At 73.6% G+C, this 24,551-nt stretch carries 28 protein-coding genes and 1 pseudogene; 24 read left to right on the forward strand and 5 right to left on the reverse strand.

What is annotated here, in order from left to right; genetic code table 11:
- Window positions 1–10 precede the first annotated feature (10 nt).
- From ACGFMM_RS16345 to ACGFMM_RS16355, 3 genes are read left to right on the forward strand one after another with little or no spacing between them, the layout of a single operon-like run.
- The gene (locus tag ACGFMM_RS16345; RefSeq protein ID WP_393647267.1) at window positions 11–982 is read left to right on the forward strand and encodes an ABC transporter ATP-binding protein; all 972 of its coding nucleotides are present in this window, start codon (window positions 11–13) and stop codon (window positions 980–982) included.
- A gap of 53 nt (window positions 983–1,035) precedes the next feature.
- A complete protein-coding gene (locus ACGFMM_RS16350) occupies window positions 1,036–1,860 on the forward strand; it encodes an ABC transporter permease (RefSeq protein ID WP_393646996.1) in 825 nt (274 codons plus the stop codon).
- A gap of 50 nt (window positions 1,861–1,910) precedes the next feature.
- Entirely contained in the window at window positions 1,911–2,543 is a 633-nt protein-coding gene (locus tag ACGFMM_RS16355) for a DUF2567 domain-containing protein (RefSeq protein WP_393646997.1), read from the forward strand.
- Between the two features lie 46 nt (window positions 2,544–2,589).
- Here ACGFMM_RS16355 and ybaK read toward each other — a convergent pair whose 3' ends face one another.
- From ybaK to ACGFMM_RS16375, 4 genes are all read right to left on the reverse strand, one after another.
- Window positions 2,590–3,090, reverse strand: coding sequence for a Cys-tRNA(Pro) deacylase (ybaK, locus tag ACGFMM_RS16360; protein WP_393646998.1), 501 nt, complete (start codon window positions 3,088–3,090; stop codon window positions 2,590–2,592).
- A gap of 14 nt (window positions 3,091–3,104) precedes the next feature.
- Window positions 3,105–3,842, reverse strand: coding sequence for an LON peptidase substrate-binding domain-containing protein (locus ACGFMM_RS16365; RefSeq protein ID WP_393646999.1), 738 nt, complete (start codon window positions 3,840–3,842; stop codon window positions 3,105–3,107).
- A gap of 5 nt (window positions 3,843–3,847) precedes the next feature.
- Window positions 3,848–4,879 (reverse strand): hypothetical protein, encoded by a 1,032-nt coding sequence (locus tag ACGFMM_RS16370; RefSeq protein ID WP_393647000.1) that lies wholly within the window; start codon window positions 4,877–4,879, stop codon window positions 3,848–3,850.
- A 255-nt stretch (window positions 4,880–5,134) separates the two neighbouring features.
- Window positions 5,135–6,733 carry an oxidoreductase gene (locus ACGFMM_RS16375; RefSeq protein WP_393647001.1) on the reverse strand — a complete coding sequence of 533 codons (1,599 nt, stop codon included), beginning with the start codon at window positions 6,731–6,733 and terminating at the stop codon, window positions 5,135–5,137.
- Window positions 6,734–6,889: 156 nt separating this feature from the next.
- Here ACGFMM_RS16375 and hisD point away from each other — a divergent pair, with 156 nt between their 5' ends.
- From hisD to ACGFMM_RS16425, 10 genes are all read left to right on the forward strand, one after another.
- Entirely contained in the window at window positions 6,890–8,221 is a 1,332-nt protein-coding gene (hisD, locus tag ACGFMM_RS16380; RefSeq protein ID WP_393647002.1) for a histidinol dehydrogenase, read from the forward strand.
- Window positions 8,218–9,345, forward strand: a complete 1,128-nt coding sequence (locus ACGFMM_RS16385; protein ID WP_393647003.1) for a histidinol-phosphate transaminase — start codon at window positions 8,218–8,220, stop codon at window positions 9,343–9,345. Before hisD ends, ACGFMM_RS16385 begins: the two co-directional genes overlap by 4 nt.
- Window positions 9,342–9,935, forward strand: coding sequence for an imidazoleglycerol-phosphate dehydratase HisB (hisB, locus tag ACGFMM_RS16390; protein ID WP_023589163.1), 594 nt, complete (start codon window positions 9,342–9,344; stop codon window positions 9,933–9,935). Before ACGFMM_RS16385 ends, hisB begins: the two co-directional genes overlap by 4 nt.
- Window positions 9,932–10,096 carry a hypothetical protein gene (locus ACGFMM_RS16395; protein ID WP_393647004.1) on the forward strand — a complete coding sequence of 55 codons (165 nt, stop codon included), beginning with the start codon at window positions 9,932–9,934 and terminating at the stop codon, window positions 10,094–10,096. The genes hisB and ACGFMM_RS16395 overlap by 4 nt, the downstream gene beginning before the upstream one ends.
- The gene (gene hisH, locus ACGFMM_RS16400; RefSeq protein ID WP_393647005.1) at window positions 10,093–10,740 is read left to right on the forward strand and encodes an imidazole glycerol phosphate synthase subunit HisH; all 648 of its coding nucleotides are present in this window, start codon (window positions 10,093–10,095) and stop codon (window positions 10,738–10,740) included. Before ACGFMM_RS16395 ends, hisH begins: the two co-directional genes overlap by 4 nt.
- Window positions 10,740–11,471, forward strand: coding sequence for a bifunctional 1-(5-phosphoribosyl)-5-((5-phosphoribosylamino)methylideneamino)imidazole-4-carboxamide isomerase/phosphoribosylanthranilate isomerase PriA (priA, locus tag ACGFMM_RS16405; RefSeq protein ID WP_393647006.1), 732 nt, complete (start codon window positions 10,740–10,742; stop codon window positions 11,469–11,471). The genes hisH and priA overlap by 1 nt, the downstream gene beginning before the upstream one ends.
- Window positions 11,468–11,869 (forward strand): RidA family protein, encoded by a 402-nt coding sequence (locus tag ACGFMM_RS16410; protein WP_393647007.1) that lies wholly within the window; start codon window positions 11,468–11,470, stop codon window positions 11,867–11,869. Before priA ends, ACGFMM_RS16410 begins: the two co-directional genes overlap by 4 nt.
- Window positions 11,866–12,621, forward strand: coding sequence for an imidazole glycerol phosphate synthase subunit HisF (hisF, locus tag ACGFMM_RS16415; RefSeq protein ID WP_393647008.1), 756 nt, complete (start codon window positions 11,866–11,868; stop codon window positions 12,619–12,621). Before ACGFMM_RS16410 ends, hisF begins: the two co-directional genes overlap by 4 nt.
- Window positions 12,622–12,742: 121 nt before the next feature.
- The gene (locus ACGFMM_RS16420) at window positions 12,743–13,330 is read left to right on the forward strand and encodes an ArsR/SmtB family transcription factor (RefSeq protein ID WP_393647009.1); all 588 of its coding nucleotides are present in this window, start codon (window positions 12,743–12,745) and stop codon (window positions 13,328–13,330) included.
- A gap of 4 nt (window positions 13,331–13,334) precedes the next feature.
- Window positions 13,335–14,657: an MFS transporter gene (locus ACGFMM_RS16425; protein ID WP_393647010.1), complete on the forward strand. Its 1,323-nt coding sequence runs from the start codon at window positions 13,335–13,337 to the stop codon at window positions 14,655–14,657.
- On the opposite strand, the gene ACGFMM_RS16430 is transcribed toward ACGFMM_RS16425, so the two are convergent.
- Entirely contained in the window at window positions 14,654–15,289 is a 636-nt protein-coding gene (locus tag ACGFMM_RS16430) for a TIGR03085 family metal-binding protein (RefSeq protein WP_393647011.1), read from the reverse strand. The two genes, ACGFMM_RS16425 and ACGFMM_RS16430, sit on opposite strands and share 4 nt — an antisense overlap.
- 84 nt (window positions 15,290–15,373) lie before the next feature.
- Here ACGFMM_RS16430 and hisI point away from each other — a divergent pair, with 84 nt between their 5' ends.
- From hisI to lgt, 11 genes and pseudogenes are all read left to right on the forward strand, one after another.
- Complete coding sequence (hisI, locus tag ACGFMM_RS16435) at window positions 15,374–15,742, forward strand: phosphoribosyl-AMP cyclohydrolase (protein ID WP_393647012.1); 369 nt, start codon at window positions 15,374–15,376, stop codon at window positions 15,740–15,742.
- Between the two features lie 11 nt (window positions 15,743–15,753).
- Window positions 15,754–17,244, forward strand: a complete 1,491-nt coding sequence (locus tag ACGFMM_RS16440) for an anthranilate synthase component I (RefSeq protein ID WP_393647013.1) — start codon at window positions 15,754–15,756, stop codon at window positions 17,242–17,244.
- Between the two features lie 14 nt (window positions 17,245–17,258).
- Window positions 17,259–17,927: a TIGR02234 family membrane protein gene (locus tag ACGFMM_RS16445; protein ID WP_393647014.1), complete on the forward strand. Its 669-nt coding sequence runs from the start codon at window positions 17,259–17,261 to the stop codon at window positions 17,925–17,927.
- A gap of 107 nt (window positions 17,928–18,034) precedes the next feature.
- Complete coding sequence (locus ACGFMM_RS16450; protein ID WP_393647015.1) at window positions 18,035–18,295, forward strand: HGxxPAAW family protein; 261 nt, start codon at window positions 18,035–18,037, stop codon at window positions 18,293–18,295.
- A gap of 104 nt (window positions 18,296–18,399) precedes the next feature.
- Entirely contained in the window at window positions 18,400–18,891 is a 492-nt protein-coding gene (locus tag ACGFMM_RS16455; protein WP_393647268.1) for a DUF2752 domain-containing protein, read from the forward strand.
- A 145-nt stretch (window positions 18,892–19,036) separates the two neighbouring features.
- Window positions 19,037–19,846, forward strand: coding sequence for an indole-3-glycerol phosphate synthase TrpC (gene trpC, locus ACGFMM_RS16460; protein WP_393647016.1), 810 nt, complete (start codon window positions 19,037–19,039; stop codon window positions 19,844–19,846).
- A 4-nt stretch (window positions 19,847–19,850) separates the two neighbouring features.
- Window positions 19,851–20,018, forward strand: a pseudogene (gene trpM / locus ACGFMM_RS16465) (tryptophan biosynthesis modulator TrpM); the annotation flags it as partial.
- 386 nt (window positions 20,019–20,404) lie between these two features.
- The gene (gene trpB / locus ACGFMM_RS16470; RefSeq protein WP_393647017.1) at window positions 20,405–21,652 is read left to right on the forward strand and encodes a tryptophan synthase subunit beta; all 1,248 of its coding nucleotides are present in this window, start codon (window positions 20,405–20,407) and stop codon (window positions 21,650–21,652) included.
- The gene (gene trpA, locus ACGFMM_RS16475; RefSeq protein ID WP_393647018.1) at window positions 21,649–22,482 is read left to right on the forward strand and encodes a tryptophan synthase subunit alpha; all 834 of its coding nucleotides are present in this window, start codon (window positions 21,649–21,651) and stop codon (window positions 22,480–22,482) included. The genes trpB and trpA overlap by 4 nt, the downstream gene beginning before the upstream one ends.
- A 64-nt stretch (window positions 22,483–22,546) precedes the next feature.
- The gene (locus ACGFMM_RS16480; protein ID WP_393647019.1) at window positions 22,547–23,371 is read left to right on the forward strand and encodes a thioredoxin domain-containing protein; all 825 of its coding nucleotides are present in this window, start codon (window positions 22,547–22,549) and stop codon (window positions 23,369–23,371) included.
- 106 nt (window positions 23,372–23,477) lie between these two features.
- A complete protein-coding gene (gene lgt, locus ACGFMM_RS16485; RefSeq protein ID WP_393647020.1) occupies window positions 23,478–24,530 on the forward strand; it encodes a prolipoprotein diacylglyceryl transferase in 1,053 nt (350 codons plus the stop codon).
- The last annotated feature ends 21 nt before the right edge of the window (window positions 24,531–24,551 follow it).

The following is a 24,551-nucleotide window of genomic DNA, read 5'->3' on the forward strand; positions in this document are numbered from 1 at the left end:
CGTGAGTACGGTGTGCGTGGTGCGGGATCTGGTCAAGACGTACCCCGCCACGCGCGGCAGCCGGGGGACCCCGGCAACGCCCGAGGTGCGCGCCACCGACGGCATCAGCCTCGACGTGCGCGGCGGCGAGATCTTCGGCCTGCTCGGACCCAACGGCGCCGGCAAGTCCACCCTGGTCCGCCAGCTCACCGGTCTGATGCGCCCCGACTCCGGCACCGTCCGGCTGCTCGGCCACGACCTCGTACGCCACCCCGAGCGCGCCGCCCGGCTCGTCGGCTACCTCGGCCAGGAGTCCACCGCCCTCGACGAGCTGACCGTCTCCCTCGCCGGCGAGACCACCGGCCGGCTGCGCGGACTGACCGCCCCCGCCGCCCGCGCCGAGCGGGACGCCGTCCTCGACGAGCTCGGGCTGACCGAACTGGCCGGGCGGCCGCTGAAGAAGCTCTCCGGCGGCCAGCGTCGGCTCGCCTGCTTCGCCGCCGCCCTCGTCGGCGAGCGGCCGGTGCTCGTCCTCGACGAGCCCACCACCGGCATGGACCCGGTCGCCCGCCGCGCCGTCTGGGCCGCCGTCGACCGCCGCCGCGCCGAGCACGGCGCCACCGTCCTGCTCGTCACCCACAACGTCATCGAGGCGGAGACCGTCCTCGACCGGGTCGCCGTCCTCGACCGCGGCCGGGTGATCGCCTGCGACACGCCCGCCGGACTCAAGGAACGCGTCGCCGGCGAGGTCCGCGTCGAACTGGTCTGGCGCGACCGGCCCCCGCTGGACGTCCCCGAGGTCGCCGCGCTGCAGCCCTCCGCCGCCGAGTCCGGCCGGCGCTGGGTGCTCCGGCTGGCCCCCGAGGAGGCCCGGGCGGCCGTCGCCGCGGTCACCGGCGGGGCGGCCTTCGCCGCCCTCGACGACTTCACCCTCGCCACCCCCAGCCTGGAGGACGTCTACCTCTCCCTCGGCGGGGCGACGAAGGGCCTGGTGAAGGCGTGAGTCCCAGCGGCACGCGGAACGCAGGCAGTGGAATCGGACAGGAGCAGCGTCAGGTGAGCATCGTGCCCGCGGAGGCCACGTCCACGACGGGCCGCGCCCCCGCGTGGGACGAGACGGGGGACCCCGTTCCGCTCGCCCCACGCGCCCGGCTGCTGCCGGCGCTCGCCGCGGTCTACCGGGCCCAGCTGTCGAGGGCCCGGGTGGCCCGGATCCCGCTGCTGTTCGTGGCGACCTTCCAGTCCGTCGGGATCATGGTCCTGATGCGTGGGGTCGTCGACGGCGGCCCGGAGGCCCGCGCCGTCGTGGCCGGCTCCGCCGTCCTCGTCGTCGCGTTCGTCGCGCTCAACCTGCTCGCCCAGTACTTCGGGCAGCTGCGGGCCGGCGGCGGACTCGACCACTACGCCACGCTGCCGGTGCCGCCCGCCTCGGTCGTGCTCGGCGCGGCGGCCGCGTACGCCTCCTTCACCGTGCCCGGCACGGTCGTCACCGCGGTGGCCGGCTCCCTGCTCTACGGGCTGCCGCTGACCCACCTGTGGATCCTCGCCGCCGTGGTGCCGCTGGCCGGCGCGGCGCTCTCCGGGCTCGGCGCGGCCCTCGGCCTGCTCGCGCCCCGGCAGGAGCTGGCCACCCTGCTCGGCCAGCTCGGCATGTCGGCCGCGCTGCTGCTCGGCGTGCTGCCGGCGGAGCGGCTGCCCGGCGTGATCGGGTACGCCCGGGACCTGCTGCCGTCCACGTACGGCGTCGAGGCCCTGGCCCGTACCTTCGACCCGCACCCGGACTGGGCCGCCGTGGGGCTGGACCTCGCCGTGTGCGGGGCCGTCGGCGTGGTCTCGCTGGCCCTGGCGACCTGGGCGTACCGGCGGGCCGCCGTCCGCTGAGACCACCCTCCGATGAGGCGGGCCGTCGCCCCGCCTGGCACGATGGCGGGGTGACCGCTCCTCTGACGCCGCCTCACCAGCCGCCCTCGCAGCCCCACGGCGCGCCGTGGCCCTCGCCGTACCCCGAGCCCACCCCGGACCCCGGGCCGGCGCGCGACGTGCGCGGCGTGTTCGCGGTGCTCGGGCTCTCGCTGCCGCTCGGCGTGGTGTTCGGGCTGATGTGGCTGTGGCTGGCGCCGCGGATCCCGCTGATCTCGGACGGCAAGGCGGTCTTCCTGGAGAACAGCGAGGGCGAGTCGGCCATCGGCGCCGACGGCACTTTCGCGCTGCTCGGCCTCGGCTTCGGCGCGCTCGCCGCGCTGCTGGTCTTCCTGTGGCGCCGTCAGGGCGGCGTCGCACTGGTCCTCGCGCTGGCCGTGGGCGGCATCCTCGGCTCGGCGGTCGCCTGGGGCGTCGGCACGTTCCTCGGCCCCACGGACGACGTGGTCGCGCACGCCCGCGCCGTCGGCAAGGGCGTGCCCTTCGACGCGCCGCTGGAGCTGAACACCCTGGGCGCGCTGCTGGCCTGGCCCATAGCGGCGATGGCCCTCCACCTCGCCCTGACCGCCCTCTTCGGCCCCCGTGACCCGGAGCCGGAATGGGGCCCCTGGGACCAGCCCCCGCCGCGGCGCAGCGAGGGGTAGCGGCGGAACGGGGGGTCTCGCGGGCCCTGGGCCCGGCCCGGCTGCGTCAGCCGCGCCCGATCGGGGCCAGGACCGCCGAGGTCAGGGCCGCCAGGTCGGCCGGGGCCAGTTCGACCTCCAGGCCGCGGCGGCCCGCCGAGACGCAGATCGTGTCGTGCGCGGAGGCCGACTCGTCCAGGACCGTGCGGAGCTTCTTGCGCTGACCCAGCGGGGAGATCCCGCCCCGCACATAGCCGGTGGTGCGTTCGGCCGCCGCCGGGTCCGCCATCGCGGCGCGCTTGCCGCCGACCGCCGAGGCCAGCGCCTTCAGGTCCAGCTGGCCGGCCACCGGCACCACGGCCACCGTCAGCTCGCCGTCCACGTCCGCGACCAGCGTCTTGAAGACCCGATCCGGCGACACGCCGAGCGCCTCCGCCGCCTCCCCGCCGTACGAGGGCGTCGCCGGGTCGTGGTCGTACGCGTGCACCGTGAACGCGGTGCCCGCCGCCGCCAGCGCGACGGTCGCCGGGGTGCCCCCGGCGCCCTGCTTCTTCTGCTTCTTCGCCACGAAGGGTTCCTCGGTCAGTTCGGGCTGCTCGGCGCGTGCGTGAGGTCCACCGCGGGCAGCGAGGGCAGATGCCGCAGCACCGCCGTCTCGCGGCGCAGCACCGCCAGTTCCTCGCGCAGCCGGGTCGCCGTGTCCGGCGCCTGCAGCAGCCGCTGCTTCGCCGGCGTGTCGAGCACCGCGGCCGCGGCCACCAGGTACGACACCACCGACGGGTCGTCGGGCAGCTCGGCGGTGGTCAGCGAGCGCTCCCGCGCTCCGGCCAGCCGCTTCTGATACGCGCGGAACGCCCGCAGCACGCCCTCCGCGAGCGCCCCGGCCCCCTCGCCCCGGTCCTCGGCCACTTCCTCCACCTCGGCCGTCAGGTACGGCCCCGTCGAGTCCACCGACAGCAGCTTCACCCGGGTCGTGCCGGTGCACATCACCTCGAAGCTGCCGTCCGCGCGTTCGCGGATCGAGGCCGCGTCGGCGACGCAGCCGACCCGGTGGAACGCCTGGATCGGGTCCGGGCCGAACCCGGCGGCCGGCCCCTTCTCGGGCAGGGCGGTCTGGTCGGGCAGTCCCGGAGCGGAGGGGGCGACCTCGCGGCCGTCGCGGATGGCGACGACGGCGAAGCGGCGCGGCTCGTCCTCGGCGGTCTTCAGAAGCTCGCGCATCATGGCGCGATAACGCTCCTCGAAGACGTTCAGGGGCAGCACGAGACCCGGGAACAGCACCCCGTTGAGGGGGAACAGAGGCAGACGAGCGGTGGTCACAGCGGTCAAGCGTAATGGCCGTGGGCGCGGCTGTGACCGGCCCGTCCGAACCGCCCGTCCGCGGCCCCCGCGAACCGCCGCACCCCGTCCCTGGCCTCCAGGAACCGGGCCAGCGGATCGTCGGTCACGGACGACCACGGGAACGAGGTGGCGTACGGGCCGATCCGGCGGAACTGCTCCAGCGCCTCCGCCCGGCGGCCGCGCTCCACCAGCACGTACACCAGCAGGTTCCGCACCTCCGCGGGCCACGGATCGCCGGCCGGGTACGCCGCGGACAGCGCGATCGCCCGGTCCGCCGCCGCGTCGATCCGGGCCTGGGGCAGCGCCCCGGCCGGCCGGCCGCTCAGCAGCAGGGCGAGCGCGGCCCGCACCGGCAGCGCCCGGACGAGCGAGCCGGGCGGGGCGTCGTCGGCGGCCTGCTCGGCGAAGTCGAAACAGGCGCCGTGCGAGCCGTGCCAGGGTGCGGAGAGGTACTTCAGGGCGGCGACATGGCAGCCGTAGTGGTGCGGGGAACGCCGCACGGCCTGCTCCCAGACGCGCTCGAAGACCAGGTCGCCGGAGTGCGCCCCGCGGGCGTGGTCCAGGGCGAGCCGCCAGGGCACCGGGTCCGCCGGGTCGGCGGTCGCGACCGCGTCGACCAGCGGGGCGAGTTCGTGCAGCCGCTCCGCGCGGGCCGGCGACTGCCAGGCCCGGCGCACCGCCAGCTCCGCCTCCACGAGCCGGGCGTCCGGATCGCCGGGGGAGACGGCCAGCCAGTGCGCCAGCCACTCGCCGCGGCTCTGCGCGAAGGTCGCGAGCCGGGCCGTGTACCGGTCCCGGTTCTCCCACTCGCCGGCCTCGCGGGTGGTGGCGAGCAGTTTGGCGGCCGGCCCGGGGTCCCCGAGGGCGGCCGCGACCAGCGCCGGGCCGAGCCGCGCGTCCGGCGCGTCGAGCAGCACCTCGCCGTCCGGCGGCAGCCCCGGGCCCGGCGGCGGGGCGGGCCGGACCCTGCGGGGAGCGCGGAACAGCGCACGGAGCGATGACATGGTGCGGACCATTGAAAACCGCAGGTCGCGGCCGCGCCAGTGGCTGACTGTGAAGAGTTGGTAGCGCCGGAATGGTTGTATTCCGGAACGTCAAGAACATGTAAAGGACGGGGGCAGGAAGGGGCGATTGCGCCCACGGCGCGCGCCCCGCGCACACCTCCGCACGCGCCCGACACGCCGCCCGCGGCCGTCCCGCCGAACCCGCCCGACACGCCGTCCGCAGCCGCCCCGCCGCCCGCCCGACACGCCGCCGGACACGTCCGTCCGTCAGCCGCGCCTCAGGAGCCGCGACGCGCCGGCCGCCACCGTCGTCGCCAGGATCCAGCCGGTCAGGATCAGCCCCGTCGCGACCCACTGCCAGGGTCCCGACAGCCGCCAGTACCCCTCCTGCCCGAGGTTGATCACCGGCAGCAGCAGGTCCAGCGCGTACAGCGGCGCGTTCCACATGGGCGCCTCGCCCGCCTTCAGCGGCACCGGTTCGTACCGCGCGAACGCCAGCGCCCCCACCGCCCACAGCACCGCCATCCAGAGCGCTGCCCGGCCCGGCCGGTAGCCGTACGCCACCGTCCAGTCCTGCAGATGGCCCCAGAGCTTGCCCGCCACCGGCAGCGTCTCGCGCCGCCGCCGCTGCTTGGCCAGCAGCACCTCCCGCGCCTCCGCGTCCTCGCCGCTGTTGCGCAGCACCGTCGCCAGGCGTTCGTACGGCTCCGGGGCGTACTCCGGCGTCGCCGCCGCCACCCACTCCAGCCTCCGGGCCAGCGGGAAATGTCCGTACGGCACCAGGTTCTCGTAGGCGAAGCCGTTGATCGCCAGGCCCCCGGGCCCCGGCCAGGACGTCGACAGATCGATCAGCGTCACCACCTTCGCCCCGTTCAGGACCACCCGGCCCTCCTCCGGCCGCTCCCCGTTGAACCGCAGCTCGGGCGTGACGATCCGGCGCAGCGACACCTCCTCGCGGCGCGCCCCGTTCAGCACGAACCGCGCGTAGTGCAGGTCCACCGAGTCCCCGAACCGGCCGTCGTCGAGCCGCACTCCGCCGTGGCACTCCACCGGCCGGCGCCGCGCCCCCTGCGCCGGCGTGGTCGCCACGCCGTACGGGGGAGTGGCGCCCGGGTTCCCCGTCTCGTACACCCAGGCCGCGTTCAGGTACAGCGAGCGCTCCACCGTCAGCTGCGGCGCGTTCAGCGCGCGTCTCTCCCGCGCGCCGCGCAGCCGGCTGCCGCGCAGGCTCAGCGACACGCCGACCTTCGCGCCACGCAGACTGACCTCGCCGTACGTCTCGATCAGCTCGGCCTGCAGGTCCTGCGCCACGGACAGGCCGTCCGCGGTGATCGCCCGGCCCCGCCGGTCCGGCCACACCCTGATCTGGTTGATCAGCAGATCCGTGCCGATCTGCGCGTCCGTCAGCCGGATCCCCCGCTCCACCCGGCACCGCGGCAGATGCAGATCGCCCTGCGTGTGCAGCCGGGCCGCCTCGATCCGCGGGATCGCGCACTCCACCATCCGCAGCGTGCGGAAGTGCGACTCCGGCAGCACCAGCTCGTGCTCGAACCGGCAGCCGTGCAGCTCCACGTACGGGTCTATGGTCCCGCCCGCCAGATTCAGCGTCCCCGTGATCTGCGCCCCGCGCAGTTTCAGCGCCGACACCCGCCCGGACCGGGCCGGCGGTCCGTGGAGCAGCAGCAGCGCCACCACCTCCGCACGGACCATGCGCTCCTCGGGCCAGTCCCGTCCCGAGAACGGATCGTCGAGCAGTGGACTGCCCTGTCTCAGATCGCAGGTCGCCCCGATCCGGAACGCCTGCCACATGGTCAGCTCCGCGCCGGTGAGATCGTCCGGCGGGCTGTCGTCGCGCGGCTCGGTCACTGCCGCCCCCTCGCTTCCGGATTCGTACGGCCGTTCTTCCCTCTGAGTGACGAACTGAACGCTAACGGTCAGCTGTGACAGTCCGTATGTCGTGTGGCTTGTATCAGCCAGTGATACGGGCGTCCGGCGGTGAAAACGGTCTGCGAGAATTGACCCGTGATCTCTCGAATCGACCTGCGCGGCGACACCCTTCCGCAGGGTGGCGCGCTGCGTGACCTGCTGCCCCGTGCCGAGTTCGACGTGGAAGCCGCCCTGGAGACGGTGCGGCCCATCTGCGAGGACGTCCGGCATCATGGCGCCGCAGCGGTGATCGACTACGGAGAGAAATTCGACGGCGTGCGGCTCACGAGCCTGCGCGTCCCCGCCGAGGCGATCGCCCGCGCCCTCGAGGAGCTGGACCCGGCCGTCCGCGCCGCCCTCGAGGAGTCCATCCGCCGGGCCCGCCTGGTCCACCGCGAGCAGCGCCGCACCGACCACACCACCCAGGTCGTGCCCGGTGGCACGGTCACCGAGAAGTGGATCCCCGTCGAGCGCGTCGGGCTCTACGTGCCGGGCGGCCGGGCCGTGTACCCGTCCTCCGTCGTGATGAACGTCGTCCCGGCGCAGGAGGCCGGAGTCGAGAGCGTGGCCGTCGCCTCGCCGCCGCAGAAGGACTTCGGCGGCCTGCCGCACCCCACGATCCTCGCCGCCTGCGCCCTGCTCGGCGTCGACGAGGTCTACGCCGCCGGCGGCGCGCAGGCCATCGCCATGTTCGCGTACGGCACCGAGGGCCCGGAGGGCTGCGCCCCGGTCAACCTGGTCACCGGCCCCGGCAACATCTACGTCGCCGCCGCCAAGCGCCTCCTCAAGGGCCGCATCGGCATCGACGCCGAGGCGGGCCCGACGGAGATCGCGGTCCTCGCGGACTCCACCGCCGACCCGGTGCACGTCGCCGCCGACCTGATCAGCCAGGCCGAGCACGACCCGATGGCCGCCTCCGTCCTGGTCACCGACTCCGAGGAGCTGGCCGAGGCCACCGAGGCCGAGCTGAAGACCCAGGTCGCCGCGTCCAAGCACGTCGACGACCGGATCGTCCCGGCGCTGTCCGGCAAGCAGTCCGCGATCGTGCTGGTCCGCGACCTGGAGGACGGTCTCAAGGTCGTCGACGCGTACGGCGCCGAGCACCTGGAGATCCAGACCGCCGACGCCGCCGCCCTGGCCGCCCGGGTCCGCAACGCCGGAGCGATCTTCGTCGGCCCGTGGGCCCCGGTCTCGCTCGGCGACTACTGCGCGGGCTCCAACCACGTCCTGCCCACCGGCGGCTGCGCCTGCCACTCCTCCGGCCTGTCCGTGCAGTCCTTCCTGCGCGGCGTCCACATCGTGGACTACACCCGGGACGCGCTCGCCGACGTCGCCCACCACGTGGTGACGCTGGCCGAGGCCGAGGACCTCCCGGCGCACGGCGCTGCTCTCAAGGCGAGGTTCGGATGGAAGGTCCCCGGCAAGTGAGCGACACCCGCACCCTCGGCATCGACGACCTCCCCATCCGCGACGAACTGCGCGGCAAGTCCCCCTACGGCGCGCCGCAGCTCGACGTGCCCGTCCAGCTGAACACCAACGAGAACCCGTACCCGCTGCCCGAGCCGCTGGTCCGGCGCATCGCCGAGCGGGTGGCCGAGGCCGCCCGCAGCCTCAACCGCTACCCCGACCGGGACGCGATCGAACTGCGCACCGAGCTGGCCGCGTACCTCACCAAGACCGCCAAGCACGCGGTCGCGGTCGGCAACGTCTGGGCGGCCAACGGCTCCAACGAGGTCCTCCAGCAGCTGCTGCAGACCTTCGGCGGGCCCGGCCGTACGGCCATCGGCTTCGAGCCCTCGTACTCGATGCACGCGCTGATCGCGCGCGGCACCGGCACCGGCTGGATCTCCGGCCCGCGCAACGACGACTTCACGATCGATGTGACGGCGGCCGAGCAGGCCATCGCCGAGAACGCGCCGGACGTCGTGTTCATCACCTCGCCCAACAACCCCACCGGCACGGCGGTCGAGGCGGAGACCGTGCTCGCCCTGTACGAGGCCGCGCAGGCCGCCAAACCCTCCCTGGTCGTCGTGGACGAGGCGTACGTGGAATTCAGCCACCGCGACTCGCTGCTGCCGCTCATCGAGGGCCGGCCGAACCTGGTGATCTCCCGCACCATGTCCAAGGCCTTCGGCGCCGCCGGGCTTCGCCTCGGCTATCTGGCGGCCCACCCGGCCGTCGTCGACGCCGTCCAGCTGGTCCGGCTGCCGTACCACCTGTCCGCCGTCACCCAGGCCACCGCACTGGCCGCCCTGGAGCACACCGACACACTGCTCGGCTACGTCGAGCAGCTGAAGGCCGAACGGGACCGGCTGGTCGACGAGCTGCGCGCGATCGGCTACGAGGTCACCGCGTCCGACGCGAACTTCGTGCAGTTCGGCCGCTTCGACGGAGCCGAGGGCTCCCACGAGGCCTGGCAGAAGATCCTCGACCGGGGCGTCCTGGTCCGGGACAACGGCGTACCGGGCTGGCTGCGGGTCACCGCCGGCACCCCGGAAGAGAACGACGCGTTCCTGGACGCGGTCCGTGAGTTGAAGAAGGAGCAGGCATGAGCCGCGTAGGACGGGTGGAACGCACCACCAAGGAGACCTCCGTCGTCGTCGAGATCGACCTGGACGGCACCGGAAAGGTCGATGTGTCGACCGGCGTCGGCTTCTACGACCACATGCTCGACCAGCTCGGCCGGCACGGTCTGTTCGACCTCACCGTGAAGACCGACGGCGACCTGCACATCGACTCGCACCACACCATCGAGGACACCGCCCTCGCGCTCGGCGCCGCGTTCAAGCAGGCCCTCGGCGACAAGGTCGGCATCTACCGCTTCGGCAACTGCACCGTGCCGCTGGACGAGTCGCTCGCCCAGGTCACCGTCGACCTCTCCGGCCGCCCGTACCTCGTGCACACCGAGCCCGAGAACATGGCGCCGATGATCGGCGCGTACGACACGACCATGACCCGGCACATCCTGGAGTCCTTCGTCGCGCAGGCGCAGATAGCGCTGCACGTCCACGTGCCGTACGGGCGCAACGCCCACCACATCGTCGAGTGCCAGTTCAAGGCCCTCGCCCGCGCCCTGCGCTACGCCTCCGAGCGCGACCCGCGCGCGGCCGGAATCCTCCCCTCCACGAAGGGCGCCCTGTGAACAGCCTCTCCACCCTCCTGATCGTGGTCGGACTGTTCCTGCTCGGCGGTGTGTACTCGTTCGTCAAGCAGAAGCAGTCCCGCGGCGTCATCACCGTGCTCGCCATCGCCTCGGCGCTCTCGCTCGCCGCGGGCGTGCTGCGGCTGGACGTGTGGTCATGACCACGACGCCCGCCAAGAAGGTCGTCGTCTTCGACTACGGCTTCGGCAACGTCCGCTCCGCCGAGCGGGCCCTCGCCCGGGTCGGCGCGGACGTGGAGATCACCCGCGACTACGAGCGCGCCATGAACGCCGACGGACTCCTCGTCCCCGGCGTCGGCGCCTTCGCCGCCTGCATGAAGGGCCTCAAGGACGCCCGCGGCGACTGGATCGTCGGCCGCCGGCTCTCCGGCGGCCGCCCCGTCATGGGCATCTGCGTCGGCATGCAGATCCTGTTCGAGCGCGGCATCGAGCACGGCGTGGAGACCGAGGGCCTCGACGAGTGGCCCGGCACGGTCGGGCCGCTGCAGGCCCCCGTCGTCCCGCACATGGGCTGGAACACCGTCGACGCGCCCGCCGACAGCGAGGCGTTCGCCGGCCTCGACGCCGACGCCCGGTTCTACTTCGTGCACTCCTACGCGGTGCGCGAGTGGACCCTGGAGACCGCCAACCCGCACATCCCCGCGCCCAAGGTCACCTGGGCCACGCACGGCGAGCCCTTCGTCGCCGCGGTCGAGAACGGCGCCCTGTGGGCGACGCAGTTCCACCCCGAGAAGTCCGGCGACGCCGGCGCGCAGCTGCTCACCAACTGGATCGGAACGCTCTGATGTCCCGCACGCTTGAACTGCTTCCCGCCGTGGACGTACGCGACGGCCAGGCCGTCCGGCTGGTCCACGGCGAGTCCGGCACCGAGACCTCGTACGGCTCCCCGCTCCAGGCCGCGCTCGCCTGGCAGGCCGCGGGCGCCGAGTGGCTCCACCTGGTCGACCTGGACGCCGCGTTCGGCACCGGCGACAACCGGGCCCTGGTCGCCGAGGTGACCCGCGCCATGGACATCAAGGTCGAGCTGTCCGGCGGCATCCGCGACGACGCCACGCTCGCCGCGGCCCTCGCCACCGGCTGCACCCGCGTCAACCTGGGCACCGCGGCCCTGGAGACCCCCGAGTGGGTCGCCAAGGTCATCGCCGAGCACGGCGACAAGATCGCCGTCGGCCTGGACGTCCGCGGCACGACGCTGCGCGGCCGCGGCTGGACCCGCGACGGCGGCGACCTGTACGAGACGCTGGCCCGCCTCGACTCAGAGGGCTGCGCCCGCTACGTCGTCACCGACATCGCCAAGGACGGCACGCTGCAGGGCCCCAACCTGGAGCTCCTGAAGAACGTCTGCGCCGCCACCGACAAGCCGGTCGTCGCCTCCGGCGGCGTGTCGTCCCTGGACGACCTGCGCGCGCTGGCCGGACTGGTGGGCGAGGGCGTCGAGGGCGCGATCGTCGGCAAGGCGCTGTACGCCAAGGCGTTCACCCTCGAAGAGGCGCTGGAGGCGGTGGCCGCCGTATGACCGAGTCCGTACGCAAGGTGGTGACCGGCGCTCCCTGGGAGGAGCAGTTCGGCTACTCCCGCGCGGTGGAACTGCCGAACGGCACGGTCCTGGTGGCCGGCTGCACCTCCGTGGTCGGCGGCACGATCGCCGACGGCGGTCCGTACGAGCAGACCGTCAACTCCTTCAACGTGGCATTCGAGGCCCTGAAGCAGCTGGGTCTCGGCCCCGAGTCCGTCGTCCGGACCCGGATGTACATCACCCACGCACGGGACGTGGACGAGGTGGGCCGGGCGCACAAGGAGCTGTTCGACGAGGTCCGCCCGGCCGCGTCGATGATCATCGTCTCCGGCTTCGTCGACCCGCGCCTCGTCGTCGAGGTCGAGGTCGAGGCGTACCGAGGGGAGGGCTCGGCATGAGTCTCGCCGTACGTGTGATCCCCTGCCTGGACGTGGACAACGGCCGGGTCGTCAAGGGCGTCAACTTCCAGAACCTGCGCGACGCGGGCGACCCCGTCGAGATGGCCAAGCTGTACGACGCCGAGGGTGCCGACGAGCTGACCTTCCTCGACATCACCGCCTCCTCCGGCAACCGGGAGACCACCTACGACGTGGTGCGCCGCACCGCCGAGCAGGTCTTCATCCCGCTCACCGTGGGCGGCGGCGTCCGCTCGGCGGAGGACGTCGACAAGCTGCTGCGGGCCGGCGCGGACAAGGTGGGTGTGAACACGGCCGCCATCGCCCGCCCGGAGCTGATCCGGGAGATCGCGGAGCGCTTCGGCCGCCAGGTCCTGGTCCTGTCCGTGGACGCGCGCCGGACCGAGTCGGGCTCCTTCGAGGTGACGACCCACGGCGGCCGCCAGGGCACCGGCATCGACGCCGTCGAGTGGGCGCACCGGGCCGCCGAGCTGGGCGCGGGCGAGATCCTGCTCAACTCGATGGACGCGGACGGCACCAAGGACGGCTACGACATCGAGATGATCGCGGCTGTGCGCAAGCACGTCACCGTCCCGGTCATCGCGAGCGGCGGCGCGGGCAGGCTGGCCGACTTCCCGCCGGCGGTCGAGGCGGGCGCGGACGCGGTCCTCGCGGCCTCGGTCTTCCACTTCGGCGATCTGCGGATCGGCGAGGTCAAGGAGACGCTGCGGTCGGCGGGCCACCCGGTCCGCTAGCGGGCGTTACGAGCACGGCTGAAGGGCCTCCGGAAGGGGGCCCTTCTGCTTGGCCGGATACGAAAGGAAACTTGCGCAAATTCTGTTGCGCAGTTTTCCTTTCGCATCTACCGTCGTGGACATGACCTCACCGGAGAACCGCCGGATCACCGATCTGGGCACGCTCAAGGCCATCGCCCACCCCCTGCGCATGCAGCTCTACAGGGCCCTCTCCATCGCCCGCACCGCCACCGCCTCACAGCTCGCCGAACAGGTCGACGAGGCGGTCTCCCTGGTCAGCTACCACCTGCGCAAGCTGGCCGAGCACGGCCTCATCGAGGAGGCCGAAGCCCAGTCCACCGACGGCCGCGAGCGCTGGTGGCAGCCCAGCAGCCGGGGCGTGACGGTCCGCGACGAGGACTTCAGCGACGGCCCTGAGCAGGTCGCCGCGAGCCTGGCGCTGAGCCGGACCGTCCTCGAGCAGCGCACCGCGCTGCACCGCCGCTTCCTGGACGAGCGGGCCGCCTGGAGCCCCGAGTGGCGCACCGCCTCCCTCGGCGCCGAGTGGTTCTCCCGCCTCACCGCCGAGGAACTCACGGCGCTGGGGGAGGAGCTGAACGCGGTCGTGGACAAGTACGACGCCCTCTCCCGCGCCGCCGAGGCCGCCGGCGACACCGAAGGCCGCGAGCACGTGGCCGTCCACCTCCACGGCTTCCCGTTCCGGACGTGACGCGATGACCTCGACGACGAAGACAGAGACGACGACCCGGACGGCAGAGGACGGGACGACGGCGGATCGGACCGCCGGCGCTCCCGCGCCCTCGCGGCCCGCCTACCGGGACCTCAACGTGCTGCGCTGGCTGGGGGCGTTCACCGCCTCCACGCTGGGCGACAGCGTCTACTACCTGGCCCTTTCATGGGCCGCCGTGCGCGGCGGCAGTCCGGCGCAGGCGGGGCTCGTCATGGCGGTCAGCGCCGTGCCGCGGGCGCTGCTGATGCTGGGCGGGGGCGTGCTAGCCGACCGGTTCGGGCCCCGCCGGGTCGTGATCGTCTCCGACGCGGTGCGCGCGCTGGTCGTCCTCGGGCTCGCCGCGGTCCTGATGGCCGCCTCGCCCGGACTGTGGGTGCTCGCCGCCGTCGCGCTGGTCTTCGGCGTCGTCGATGCGCTGTTCCTGCCCGCCGTGGGCGCGCTGCCGCCGCGGATCGCCGCGCACGACCAGCTCGCCCGGGTGCAGGGGATGCGGGGACTCGCGTACCGCGTCGGGCTCGTGCTCGGCGCGCCGCTCGGCGGGCTCGCCGTGGCGCTCGGCGGTTCGGCCGCCGCGTTCGGGGTGGCCGGGCTCCTCTTCGTCCTCTCCCTGCCCCTCCTGCTCACCCTCCGGATCCGGCCCCTGCCCGCCGACGACGCCACAGCGCAGGAAGGAGCCGGCCCGCTGCGCGACCTCGCCGACGGGCTGCGCTACCTGCGCCGCCACCGGGTTCTCGGCCCGCTCATGATCGTCATCGCGCTGAGCGACCTCGGGTTCGTCGGCCCGTTCAACGTCGGACTCGCCGTGCTCTCGGACACGCGCGGCTGGGGCGCCTCCGGCATCGGATGGATCCTCGCCGGCTTCGGCGCGGGCGCCGCCGTCGCGTCCTTGCTCATCACCGTGCGCGGCCACATACCCCGCGCCGGGGCCGTCAAGGCGTGGACCCTCACGCTGGGCGCGGGCTCGATCGCCGCCCTCGCGTACGTGCCGCAGCTGCCCGCCGCGGTCGCCGTCGCCGTTCTGGTCGGGCTGCTCGGCGGGCTCTCCGGGAGCCTGTGCGGCTCCCTCGTCCAGACGCACTGCGACCCCGCGTACCTCGGACGGGTGACGTCCGTGTCCAGCTTCTTCAGCCTCGGCGTCGCCCCGCTGACGTTCCCCCTCACCGGCGCGGCCATCGGTTTGTGGGGCCCCGGCCCGGTGTACGTCGTCAGCGCCGCGATCTGCGCCCTCGGCGGCGTGTACAGCCTGAGCGTCCCCGCACTGCGCCGCGCCGAACTCCCGAGGACGCCCCCGCGCGACAGGTCCTAGAGCCCCAGCTGCTTCGCGTCCCGCAGCCGGGTCACCGCCTCCGGCTCGCCCTCCAGCTGCACCTTCGCCGTGTCCTGCCGGCCGAAGACGAACATCGTCAGCTCGCCCGGCTCGCCGGTCGCCGTCACCACCGGGGTGCCCCGGTGGGCCACCGCCGTCTGGCCGTTGGGCCGGCGCAGGACCAGGCCCACCGGGGCCTTGCGGCCCAGAAGGCGGGCGCCCTTCTCCAGGCGGGACCACAGGGCGTCCGAGAACACCGGGTCCAGCTCCCGCGGGGACCAGTCCGGCTGGGCGCGCCGGACGTCCTCCGTGTGGACGTAGAACTCGACCGTGTTCGCGCCCTCGTCCACCTGCTTCAGGGAGAACGGCGACAGCGCCGGCGGCCCGGTGCGGATCAGCGCGATCAGCTCCTCGTACGGCTTGTCCGCGAACTCCGCCTGCACCCGCTCCAGCCGCGCCTTCAACGCCGGCACCACCGTCCCCGCCGCCGCGTCCGGGCGGCGCTCCCGTACCACCACATGGGCGGCCAGGTCCCGGGTCAGCCAGCCCGCGCACAACGTCGGCGCGTCGGGGCCCGCCGCCTCCAACAGGTCCGCCAGAAGGAGCCGTTCACGCTTCGCATGGGTCGACATGCCCGCCAGCGTACGGCGGACCACGACGGTCCGCCCAGTGGACGGCCGCCCGGGAAACGTCCCCGGGCGCGGCACAATGGCCGCATGACCAGCACGCCCCGGACCCCCAGCGCCCTCGACCCGGCCGTCGCCGCCCGCCTCAAGCGCAGCCCCGACGGCCTGTTCCCCGCCATCGCCCAGCAGCACGACACCGGCGAGGTGCTCATGCTCGGCTGGATGGACGACGAGGCGCTGCACCGCACCCTCACCACCGGCCGCGCCACCTACTGGTCGCGCAGCCGCCAGGAGTACTGGGTCAAGGGCGACACCTCCGGTCACGTCCAGCACGTCAGGTCCGTCGCCCTCGACTGCGACGCCGACACCGTGCTCGTCAAGGTCGACCAGGTCGGCGCCGCCTGCCACACCGGCGCGCGGACCTGCTTCGACGCCGACGTGCTCCCGCTCGGAAAGTAGGGTCGGGCGCCATGGACCTCGAGACGTTCCGCAAGCTGGCCGGCGACCGCCGCGTCATCCCCGTCAGCCGCCGTCTCCTCGCGGACGGCGACACCCCGGTCGCGCTCTACCGCAAGCTCGCCGCCGAACGCCCGGGCACCTTCCTCCTCGAGTCCGCGGAGAACGGCCGCTCCTGGTCGCGGTACTCGTTCATCGGCGTCCGCAGCGACGCCACCCTGACCGTGCGCGACGGCCGGGCCCACTGGCTCGGCGCGCCGCCCGTCGGCGTCCCCGTCGACGGCGACCCGCTGGCCGCCCTGCGCGCCACCGTCGAGGCCCTGCACACCCCCCGCGACCTCGCGTCCGGCATGCCGCCCTTCACCGGCGGCATGGTCGGCTACCTGGGCTACGACATCGTCCGCCGGCTGGAGCGCATCGGCGACTCCACCCAGGACGACCTGGAGCTCCCCGAGCTCACCATGCTGCTCACCAGCGACCTCGCCGTCCTCGACCACTGGGACGGCAGCGTCCTGCTGATCGCCAACGCGATCAACCACAACGACCTCGACACCGGCGTCGACGAGGCGTACGCCGACGCCGTCGCCCGCCTCGACGCCATGGAGGCGGACCTCGCCCGCCCCGTCGAGACCGTGCCCGTCGCCCTGCCGCCCTCCGAGCTGCCCGAGTTCTCCGCGCTGTGGGGCGGGGACCTGTACCAGGACGCCGTCGAGGACGTCAAAGAGCGCATCCGGGCCGGCGAGGCCTTCCAGGTCGTGCCCTCCCAGCGCTTCGAGACCCGCTGCACCGCCTCCGCCCTCGACGTGTACCGGGTCCTGCGGGCCACCAACCCGTCCCCGTACATGTACCTCTTCCGCTTCGAGAACGGCTTCGACGTCGTCGGCTCCTCGCCCGAGGCGCTGGTCAAGGTCGAGGACGGGCACGCGATGGTCCACCCCATCGCCGGCACCCGCCCCCGCGGCGCCACCCCGCAGGAGGACCACGACCTCGCCGAGGAACTCCTCGCCGACCCCAAGGAGCGCGCCGAGCACCTCATGCTCGTCGACCTCGGCCGCAACGACCTGGGCCGGGTCTGCGAGCCCGGCACCGTCGAGGTCGTCGACTTCATGTCGATCGAGCGGTACTCGCACGTCATGCACATCGTCTCCACGGTGACCGGCCGCGTCGCCGAGGGACGGACCGCCTTCGACGTCCTCACCGCGTGCTTCCCCGCCGGCACCCTCTCCGGCGCGCCCAAGCCCCGCGCGATGCAGATCATCGAGGAGCTGGAGCCCACCCGGCGCGGACTGTACGGCGGCTGCGTCGGCTATCTGGACTTCGCCGGCGACTCCGACACCGCCATCGCCATCCGCACCGCCCTGCTCCGCGGCGGCACCGCCTACGTGCAGGCCGGAGCCGGTGTCGTCGCCGACTCCGACCCGGTCGCCGAGGACGCCGAGTGCCGCAACAAGGCCGCCGCGGTGCTCCGCGCCGTCCACACGGCGAACCGGATGAACGCCGGCTGAGCGCGTAGGGGATAGTGGGGTATGTGACTGCTGTACCCGTATCCCAGCCCCGCGCCGCCCGCGCCGGCGGACCGGCCGTCGCCTCCGGCGGCCGCCGCAGCCTGGCCGCGGCCCTCCTCCTGGGCGCCCTCGGAGCCACCGTCGTACTGCTGTCCTCCGGCCAGATCTGGGCCGAGGGCGTGGCCTCCGTGGGCGGCGGCACCGTGCCCGTCGAGGCCGACGGCGGCGCCGTCACCGGCGTGCCGACGGCCCTGGCCGTGGTCGGCCTGGCGGCCCTCGTCGCCGTCTTCGCGGTCCGCCGCACCGGACGCCGCCTCGTCTCCGGCCTGCTCGCGCTGAGCGGCGCCGGCGCGGCCGCGGCCGCCTTCCTCGGCGCGTCCGACAGTTCGGCCCTGAACGCGGAGGCCGCCCGGATCAGCGGCGACACCGCGGCAGTCGTCTACTCCCTCAGCCACACCGCCTGGCCGTACGTCACGGCCGGCGGCGCCGCGCTGATCCTGCTCGCCGGGCTCCTCGCGCTCCGCTTCGGCAGCGTCTGGCCCGCGATGGGCGGCCGCTACGAGCGGACCGCGGGCCCCCGTTCGGCCGCACCGCGCCGGACCGCCGCCACCGTGGACCCGGAGCGGCCCGAGGACCTGTGGAAGGCGCTCGACCGCGGCGAGGACCCGACGCGCGAAGCGTGACCCCCGGTTCACCCCGTGACCCTGCGTGCGGGAGAATGTCGACGAGTGTCCGCGCCCGCGGACCTCACCCACAGCTACAGCGAGCCACAGCTACCGAGGAGCAACTCATGGCGGGCAACGCCCACGGACACACCCTTGCCGCCTGGACCGGTGTCACGATTTCCTTCATCGGCTTCTGCGTTGCCAGCGTCTTCATGGTCGCCGCCAACGTCCCCGGCTTCTGGGCCGGCACGGCCCTGATCGGCCTGGGCGCCGTGGTCGGCGGCGTCATGAAGATGATGGGCCTCGGCACGCCGAAGGAGACCGAGGCCCAGGCCGCGGCCCGCGCCCGCGCGGCCTCCGCCGCCGCGGCCCGCGTGTCCGGCTGAGGAACGCGACCGACGAAGGCGCGGCCCTGGGGTCCCCGGACGGAGTCCGGCGGGAACACCGGGCTGCGCCTTCGCGCCGTTACGGGGAGAATCACCGCGTGGACGTGAACCCGACACCTTCCGTGACCGCCGCCGACGCCCCCGCCTGGGCGCAGGCCGGCCGGTACACCCCGCCCCCGCCGCCCCCGGCGGACTCCCGCCCCCTCGGGCGGCGGCTCCTGGCCCCGCTGGGCGCCCTCACCGGCGTCGTGGCGGCGTTCACGTACGTCGGGACCGTCGACCCCAACGAGCCGGGCCACTACCCGGTCTGCCCGCTGCTCCGCCTCACCGGCCTGTACTGCCCCGGCTGCGGCGGACTGCGCAGCGCGCACGCCGTCGCCCACGGCGATTTCGCCACCGCGTTCGGCGCCAACGCCCTGGCGGTGATCGGCTACGGAGCGTTCGCCCTCCTGATGGTCCTGTGGCTGGTCCGCGTCTTCCGCGGACGGCCCGTACGGACCGGTCTGGCCAACGGCTGGTGGTGGGCGATCGGCGCGCTCGTGGCCGTGTTCACGCTGGTCCGGAACCTGCCGTTCGGGTCCGCGCTCGCGCCCTGAGCCCGCCCGGCGCGGTCCCAGAACGTGGGACGCACGTCAACCGGATGCGGGCGCTACGCCGTCCTGCGGATACCATCGACTTGGCTGAACAAGAACGCACGATTGTCACCGTCCCGTGTCACCGTCCCGGAAGGGGGCCTCTCGCGTGAGTGTGCTCGACGAGATCATCGAAGGCGTGCGCGCCGACCTCGCAGAGCGGCAGGCGCGGGTCTCCCTCGAGGAGCTCAAGGAGCGCGCCGCGAAGGCGCCGCAGGCCAAGGACGGCGTCGCCGCACTGCGCGGGGACGGCGTCAAGGTGATCTGCGAGGTCAAGCGCTCCAGCCCGTCCAAGGGCGCGCTCGCCGCGATCGCCGACCCGGCCGGACTCGCCGCGGACTACGAGGCGGGCGGCGCGGCCGTCATCTCGGTCCTGACCGAGCAGCGCCGCTTCGGCGGTTCGCTCGCCGACCTGGAGGCCGTCCGGGCCCGGGTCGACATCCCCGTCCTGCGCAAGGACTTCATCGTCACCGCGTACCAGCTGTGGGAGGCCCGCGCGTACGGCGCCGACCTCGCGCTGCTGATCGTCGCCGCGCTGGAGCAGGAGGCGCTGGTCTCCCTCATCGAGCGCGCCGAGTCCATCGGCCTGACGCCGCTGGTCGAGGTGCACGACGAGGACGAGGTCGAGCGCGCGGTCGAGGCCGGCGCGCGGGTGATCGGCGTCAACGCGCGCAACCTGAAGACCCTCGAGGTCGACCGCTCCACGTTCGAGCGGGTCTGCCCGGAGATCCCCGACGGGATCGTCAAGATCGCGGAGTCCGGCATCCGGGGCCCGCACGACCTGATCGCCTACGCCAACACCGGCGCCGACGCCGTCCTCGTGGGCGAGTCCCTGGTGACCGGCCGCGACCCGAAGGCGGCCGTGGCCGACCTGGTCGCCGCCGGTGCGCACCCCGCGCTGCGGCACGGGCGGAGCTGATCCCGTGTCCCGTCGTGACGCCGCGCGCATCGCCGCCGGGCCCGCCGCCGCGCCGCTGGCGCGCGGCTGCCGCCCGCGTGGCTGCCGTGCGCCGGCCCGACGGGTCCACGGCCGCCGCGTCCGCTACGTCATCGGCGACGAGCCGGGCCAGGTGAACGGCATGCGATGGCGCGCGACCGAGCGCACCCACCACGCTGCCCCGTGTGGGCAATCGTCCCTCCCCCAGACTTCGTCCGGGAGGTGCCCCCAGGGCGGGACGGGTGGGCACACGGGACGGCGCCCATAGCGGCGCCTCCGCTCCCGGGACCCCCGCACCCCGAGTGACGGCGCCCTAGTGGTGACCGTCCACACGGTGGAGCCCGGCCCCGTAGGGGAACCGCCCGTTGTGCCCACCCGTTCCGCCCCGCGGAACGACTGCCCACAACGGGAGCGGCGACCCGCGACGGCGTGGCGCGGCCCCGCCGGGGGCCGGCGTTGGCGGGTGGGTGGCAGGTGCGCGTTTAACGTAACCATCAACCCGCACGTACCCGGGGCGTCCGCCCCGCGAGGAGCAACCGCATGTCGAGCGAGTTCTTCATTCCGGACCCGGAGGGTCAAGTCCCCACCGCCGAGGGCTACTTCGGCGCATTCGGCGGCAAGTTCATCCCGGAGGCCCTCGTCGCCGCCGTCGACGAGGTCGCCGTCGAGTACGACAAGGCCAAGGCGGACCCCGAGTTCGCCCGCGAGCTGAACGACCTCATGGTCAACTACACGGGCCGCCCGAGCGCCCTCACCGAGGTCCCCCGGTTCGCCGAGCACGCCGGCGGCGCCCGCGTGTTCCTCAAGCGCGAGGACCTCAACCACACCGGCTCGCACAAGATCAACAACGTGCTCGGCCAGGCCCTGCTCACCAAGCGCATGGGCAAGACGCGCGTCATCGCCGAGACCGGCGCCGGCCAGCACGGCGTGGCCACCGCCACCGCCTGCGCCCTCTTCGGACTCGAGTGCACCATCTACATGGGCGAGATCGACACCCAGCGCCAGGCGCTGAACGTCGCCCGGATGCGCATGCTCGGCGCCGAGGTCATCCCGGTGAAGTCCGGCAGCCGCACCCTCAAGGACGCCATCAACGAGGCGTTCCGCGACTGGGTCGCCAACGTCGACCGCACCCACTACCTCTTCGGCACCGTCGCCGGACCCCACCCCTTCCCGGCCATGGTCCGCGACTTCCACCGCGTCATCGGCGTCGAGGCCCGCCGCCAGATCCTGGAGCGGGCGGGCCGCCTGCCCGACGCGGCGATCGCCTGCGTCGGCGGCGGCTCCAACGCCATCGGGCTCTTCCACGCCTTCATCCCGGACGCCGGCGTCCGCCTCATCGGCTGCGAGCCGGCCGGCCACGGCGTCGAGACCGGCGAGCACGCCGCGACGCTCACCGCCGGCGAGCCCGGCATCCTGCACGGTTCGCGGTCGTACGTCCTCCAGGACGACGAGGGCCAGATCACCGAGCCGTACTCCATCTCGGCCGGCCTGGACTACCCCGGCATCGGCCCGGAGCACTCGTACCTCAAGGACATCGGCCGCGGCGAGTACCGCGCCGTCACCGACGACGCCGCCATGCAGGCGCTCCGCCTGCTCTCCCGTACCGAGGGCATCATCCCGGCCATCGAGTCGGCGCACGCCCTCGCCGGCGCGCTGGAGGTCGGCCAGGAGCTCGGCAAGGACGGGCTGCTCGTCGTCAACCTCTCCGGGCGCGGCGACAAGGACATGGACACGGCGGCCCGCTACTTCGGGCTGTACGACAACGGCGCCGAGGGGGACGCGAAGTGACCACCGGGAACATCCAGCTGCTGAGCGACACCCTGGCCGAGGCCAAGGCCGAGAACCGCGCCGCGCTCGTCGCGTACCTGCCGGCCGGCTTCCCGACCGTCGACGGCGGCATCGAGGCGATCAAGGCCGTCTTCGACGGCGGCGCGGACATCGTCGAGGTCGGTCTGCCGCACAGCGACCCGGTCCTCGACGGCCCGGTCATCCAGACCGCCGACGACATCGCCCTGCGCGGCGGCGTGAAGATCGCCGACGTGATGCGCACGGTGAAGGAGGCCCACGCGGCCACCGGCAAGCCCGTCCTGGTCATGACGTACTGGAACCCCATCGACCGTTACGGCGTCGAGCGGTTCACCGAGGAGCTGGCCGCGGCCGGCGGCGCGGGCTGCATCCTGCCCGACCTGCCGGTCCAGGAGTCCGCGCTGTGGCGCGAGCACGCGGACAAGCGCGGTCTCGCGACCGTCTTCGTCGTCGCGCCCAGCAGCAAGGACGAGCGGCTCGCCACCATCACGGCCGCCGGCTCCGGTTTCGTCTACGCCGCCTCGCTGATGGGCGTCACCGGCACCCGCGAGTCCGTCGGTGCCGAGGCCGCGGACCTGGTCCGCCGCACCCGCGCCGCCGCCGGCGCCCGAGGCGGTCTGCCCGTCTGCGTCGGCCTCGGCGTCTCCAACGCCGAACAGGCCCGTGAGGTCGCCGACTTCGCCGACGGGGTCATCGTCGGCTCCGCCTTCGTCAAGCGGATCCTGGACGCCGACGGCGACCAGGCGGCCGCGCTGACGGCCGTAAGGGAACTGGCGGCCGAACTGGCCGCGGGAGTGCGCCGCGGCGCGTAACCCGTACGGGTGGATCTGCGACCGGGGAGGCACGCGCGTGCCTCCCCGGTTCGTTTGAGGGTGCGTGAGCGAGAACAACCGTGACGGTAACCGGAGCGCCCGGGCGCGACTCCAGCAGCAGCGAGAGCGCGACAAGGCGCGGGAGAAGCAGCGGCGGCTGCTGATCGTGTCGGCGGCGATCGTCGGCGTCCTCGGCCTGGCCGCCGTGGTCGGCGTGATCGCCGCGAGCGGCGACGGCGACAGCGGGTCCGACAAGGCCGGCCCGGTCGTCGCCCCCAGCGGCGCGACCGGCGACGACAAGCCCGCCATTCCCACCGGCTCGGCGGCCGCCCCGTCCACGCTCGCCATCTGGGAGGACTTCCGCTGCCCGGCGTGCGCCCAGTTCGAGAACGCCTTCCGGGACACCATCCACGAGCTGGAGGCCGAGGGCGCGATCAAGACCGAGTACCACCTCGCCACCCTGATCGACGGCAACATGGGCGGCAGCGGCTCGCTGCGCGCGGCGAACGCGGCGGCCTGCGCCCAGGGCGCCGGGAAGTTCACCCCGTACCACGACGTCCTCTACATGAACCAGCCCGAGGAGACGGACGACGCGTTCGGGGACAACGCCAAGCTGATCGAGCTGGCGGCCAAGGTCGAGGGGCTGGACACCCCCGCCTTCCGCAGCTGCGTAGAGGACGGCACCCACGACGCCTGGGTGAAGAAGTCGAACGACGCCTTCCGCAGCAGCTCGTTCCAGGGCACCCCGTCCGTGCTGCTCAACGGAGAATCGATCTTCCCGGCGAAGGGGAACGAGCAGATCTCCCCGGCGAACCTGCGCAAGTGGGTCGAGCAGGCCAACAAGGGCAAGCAGAAGGGCGGCTCCGCCACCCCGTCCACCACCGGCTGAGGCCCCGGGGACGGGTGGGGACGGCGGGTCGGGCGGGGTTAGTTACGCAGACGTTGTCGGGTGGGCTGCCGCCGCGGCCGCCCGGCAAGGTAGCGTCGGACCTGCCATGGACCTTGCCTACATTCCCAGCCCGTCGACCGGCGTGATCCATCTCGGACCGGTCCCGCTGCGCGGCTATGCCTTCTGCATCATCATCGGTGTCTTCGTCGCCGTCTGGTACGGCAACAAGCGCTGGGTCGCCCGCGGCGGCAAAGCCGGCACCGTCGCCGACATCGCCGTCTGGGCCGTGCCCTTCGGCCTGATCGGCGGCCGGCTCTACCACGTCATCACCGACTACCAGCTGTACTTCAGCGAGGGTGAGGACTGGGTAGACGCCTTCAAGATCTGGGAGGGCGGCCTCGGCATCTGGGGCGCCATCGCCTTCGGCGCGGTCGGCGCCTGGATCGGCTGCCGCCGCCGCGGCATCCCGCTGCCCGCGTACGCCGACGCCATCGCGCCCGGCATCGCCTTCGCCCAGGCCATCGGCCGCTGGGGCAACTGGTTCAACCAGGAGCTGTACGGCCGGGAGACCGACCTGCCCTGGGCGCTCAAGATCTCCGAGGGCGTGAACCGCGAGGCGGGCCTGTACCACCCGACGTTCCTCTACGAGTCGCTCTGGTGCATCGGCGTGGCGCTCCTGGTCATCTGGGCGGACCGCCGCTTCAAGCTGGGCCATGGCCGGGCGTTCGCCCTGTACGTCGCCGCGTACTGCGCGGGCCGCGGCTGGATCGAGTACATGCGCGTCGACGAGGCGCACCACATCCTCGGCCTGCGGCTCAACGTGTGGACGGCGATCGTCGTCGGCCTGCTCGCGGTGATCTACATCGTGGTCTCGGCGAAGCTCCGCCCGGGCCGCGAGGAGGTCGTCGAACCGGCGGCCGCGGCCGAGGCGAAGGCGGCGGCGGAGAAGGCGGCGGCGGAGAACGCGGAGGCCGACGCCGAGGCGGTGGAGTCGGACGCGTCCGGGGACACGGTGCCGGGCGGCGAGGGCTCCGACGGCTCCGGCGACGGTTCCGGTGACGGCTCCAGTGCCTCCAGTGCCTCCGGCGGCTCCGGCGCCGGCTCCGACGACGCCGTGGACCTGTCGAAGGACGGCGCGGGCAACGGCGCCAAGGGCTGAGCGCCGAGCGACCCGTGAGCG

This window comes from Streptomyces sp. NPDC048604, assembly GCF_043199435.1.
GTDB lineage: Bacteria > Actinomycetota > Actinomycetes > Streptomycetales > Streptomycetaceae > Streptomyces.

Bases quoted from the DNA above. Each gene is read 5' to 3' on its own strand.
- ACGFMM_RS16425 (WP_393647010.1), top strand. From the start codon at position 13,335: ATGACCTCGACGACGAAGACAGAGACGACGACCCGGACGGCAGAGGAC.
- ACGFMM_RS16420 (WP_393647009.1), top strand. From the start codon at position 12,743: ATGACCTCACCGGAGAACCGCCGGATCACCGATCTGGGCACGCTCAAG.
- ACGFMM_RS16450 (WP_393647015.1), top strand. From the start codon at position 18,035: ATGGCGGGCAACGCCCACGGACACACCCTTGCCGCCTGGACCGGTGTC.
- hisB (WP_023589163.1), top strand. From the start codon at position 9,342: ATGAGCCGCGTAGGACGGGTGGAACGCACCACCAAGGAGACCTCCGTC.
- ACGFMM_RS16370 (WP_393647000.1), bottom strand. From the start codon at position 4,879: ATGGTCCGCACCATGTCATCGCTCCGTGCGCTGTTCCGCGCTCCCCGC.
- ACGFMM_RS16410 (WP_393647007.1), top strand. From the start codon at position 11,468: ATGACCGAGTCCGTACGCAAGGTGGTGACCGGCGCTCCCTGGGAGGAG.
- ACGFMM_RS16430 (WP_393647011.1), bottom strand. From the start codon at position 15,289: ATGTCGACCCATGCGAAGCGTGAACGGCTCCTTCTGGCGGACCTGTTG.
- lgt (WP_393647020.1), top strand. From the start codon at position 23,478: ATGGACCTTGCCTACATTCCCAGCCCGTCGACCGGCGTGATCCATCTC.
- hisI (WP_393647012.1), top strand. From the start codon at position 15,374: ATGACCAGCACGCCCCGGACCCCCAGCGCCCTCGACCCGGCCGTCGCC.
- ACGFMM_RS16440 (WP_393647013.1), top strand. From the start codon at position 15,754: ATGGACCTCGAGACGTTCCGCAAGCTGGCCGGCGACCGCCGCGTCATC.
- priA (WP_393647006.1), top strand. From the start codon at position 10,740: ATGTCCCGCACGCTTGAACTGCTTCCCGCCGTGGACGTACGCGACGGC.
- trpB (WP_393647017.1), top strand. From the start codon at position 20,405: ATGTCGAGCGAGTTCTTCATTCCGGACCCGGAGGGTCAAGTCCCCACC.
- hisH (WP_393647005.1), top strand. From the start codon at position 10,093: ATGACCACGACGCCCGCCAAGAAGGTCGTCGTCTTCGACTACGGCTTC.
- hisF (WP_393647008.1), top strand. From the start codon at position 11,866: ATGAGTCTCGCCGTACGTGTGATCCCCTGCCTGGACGTGGACAACGGC.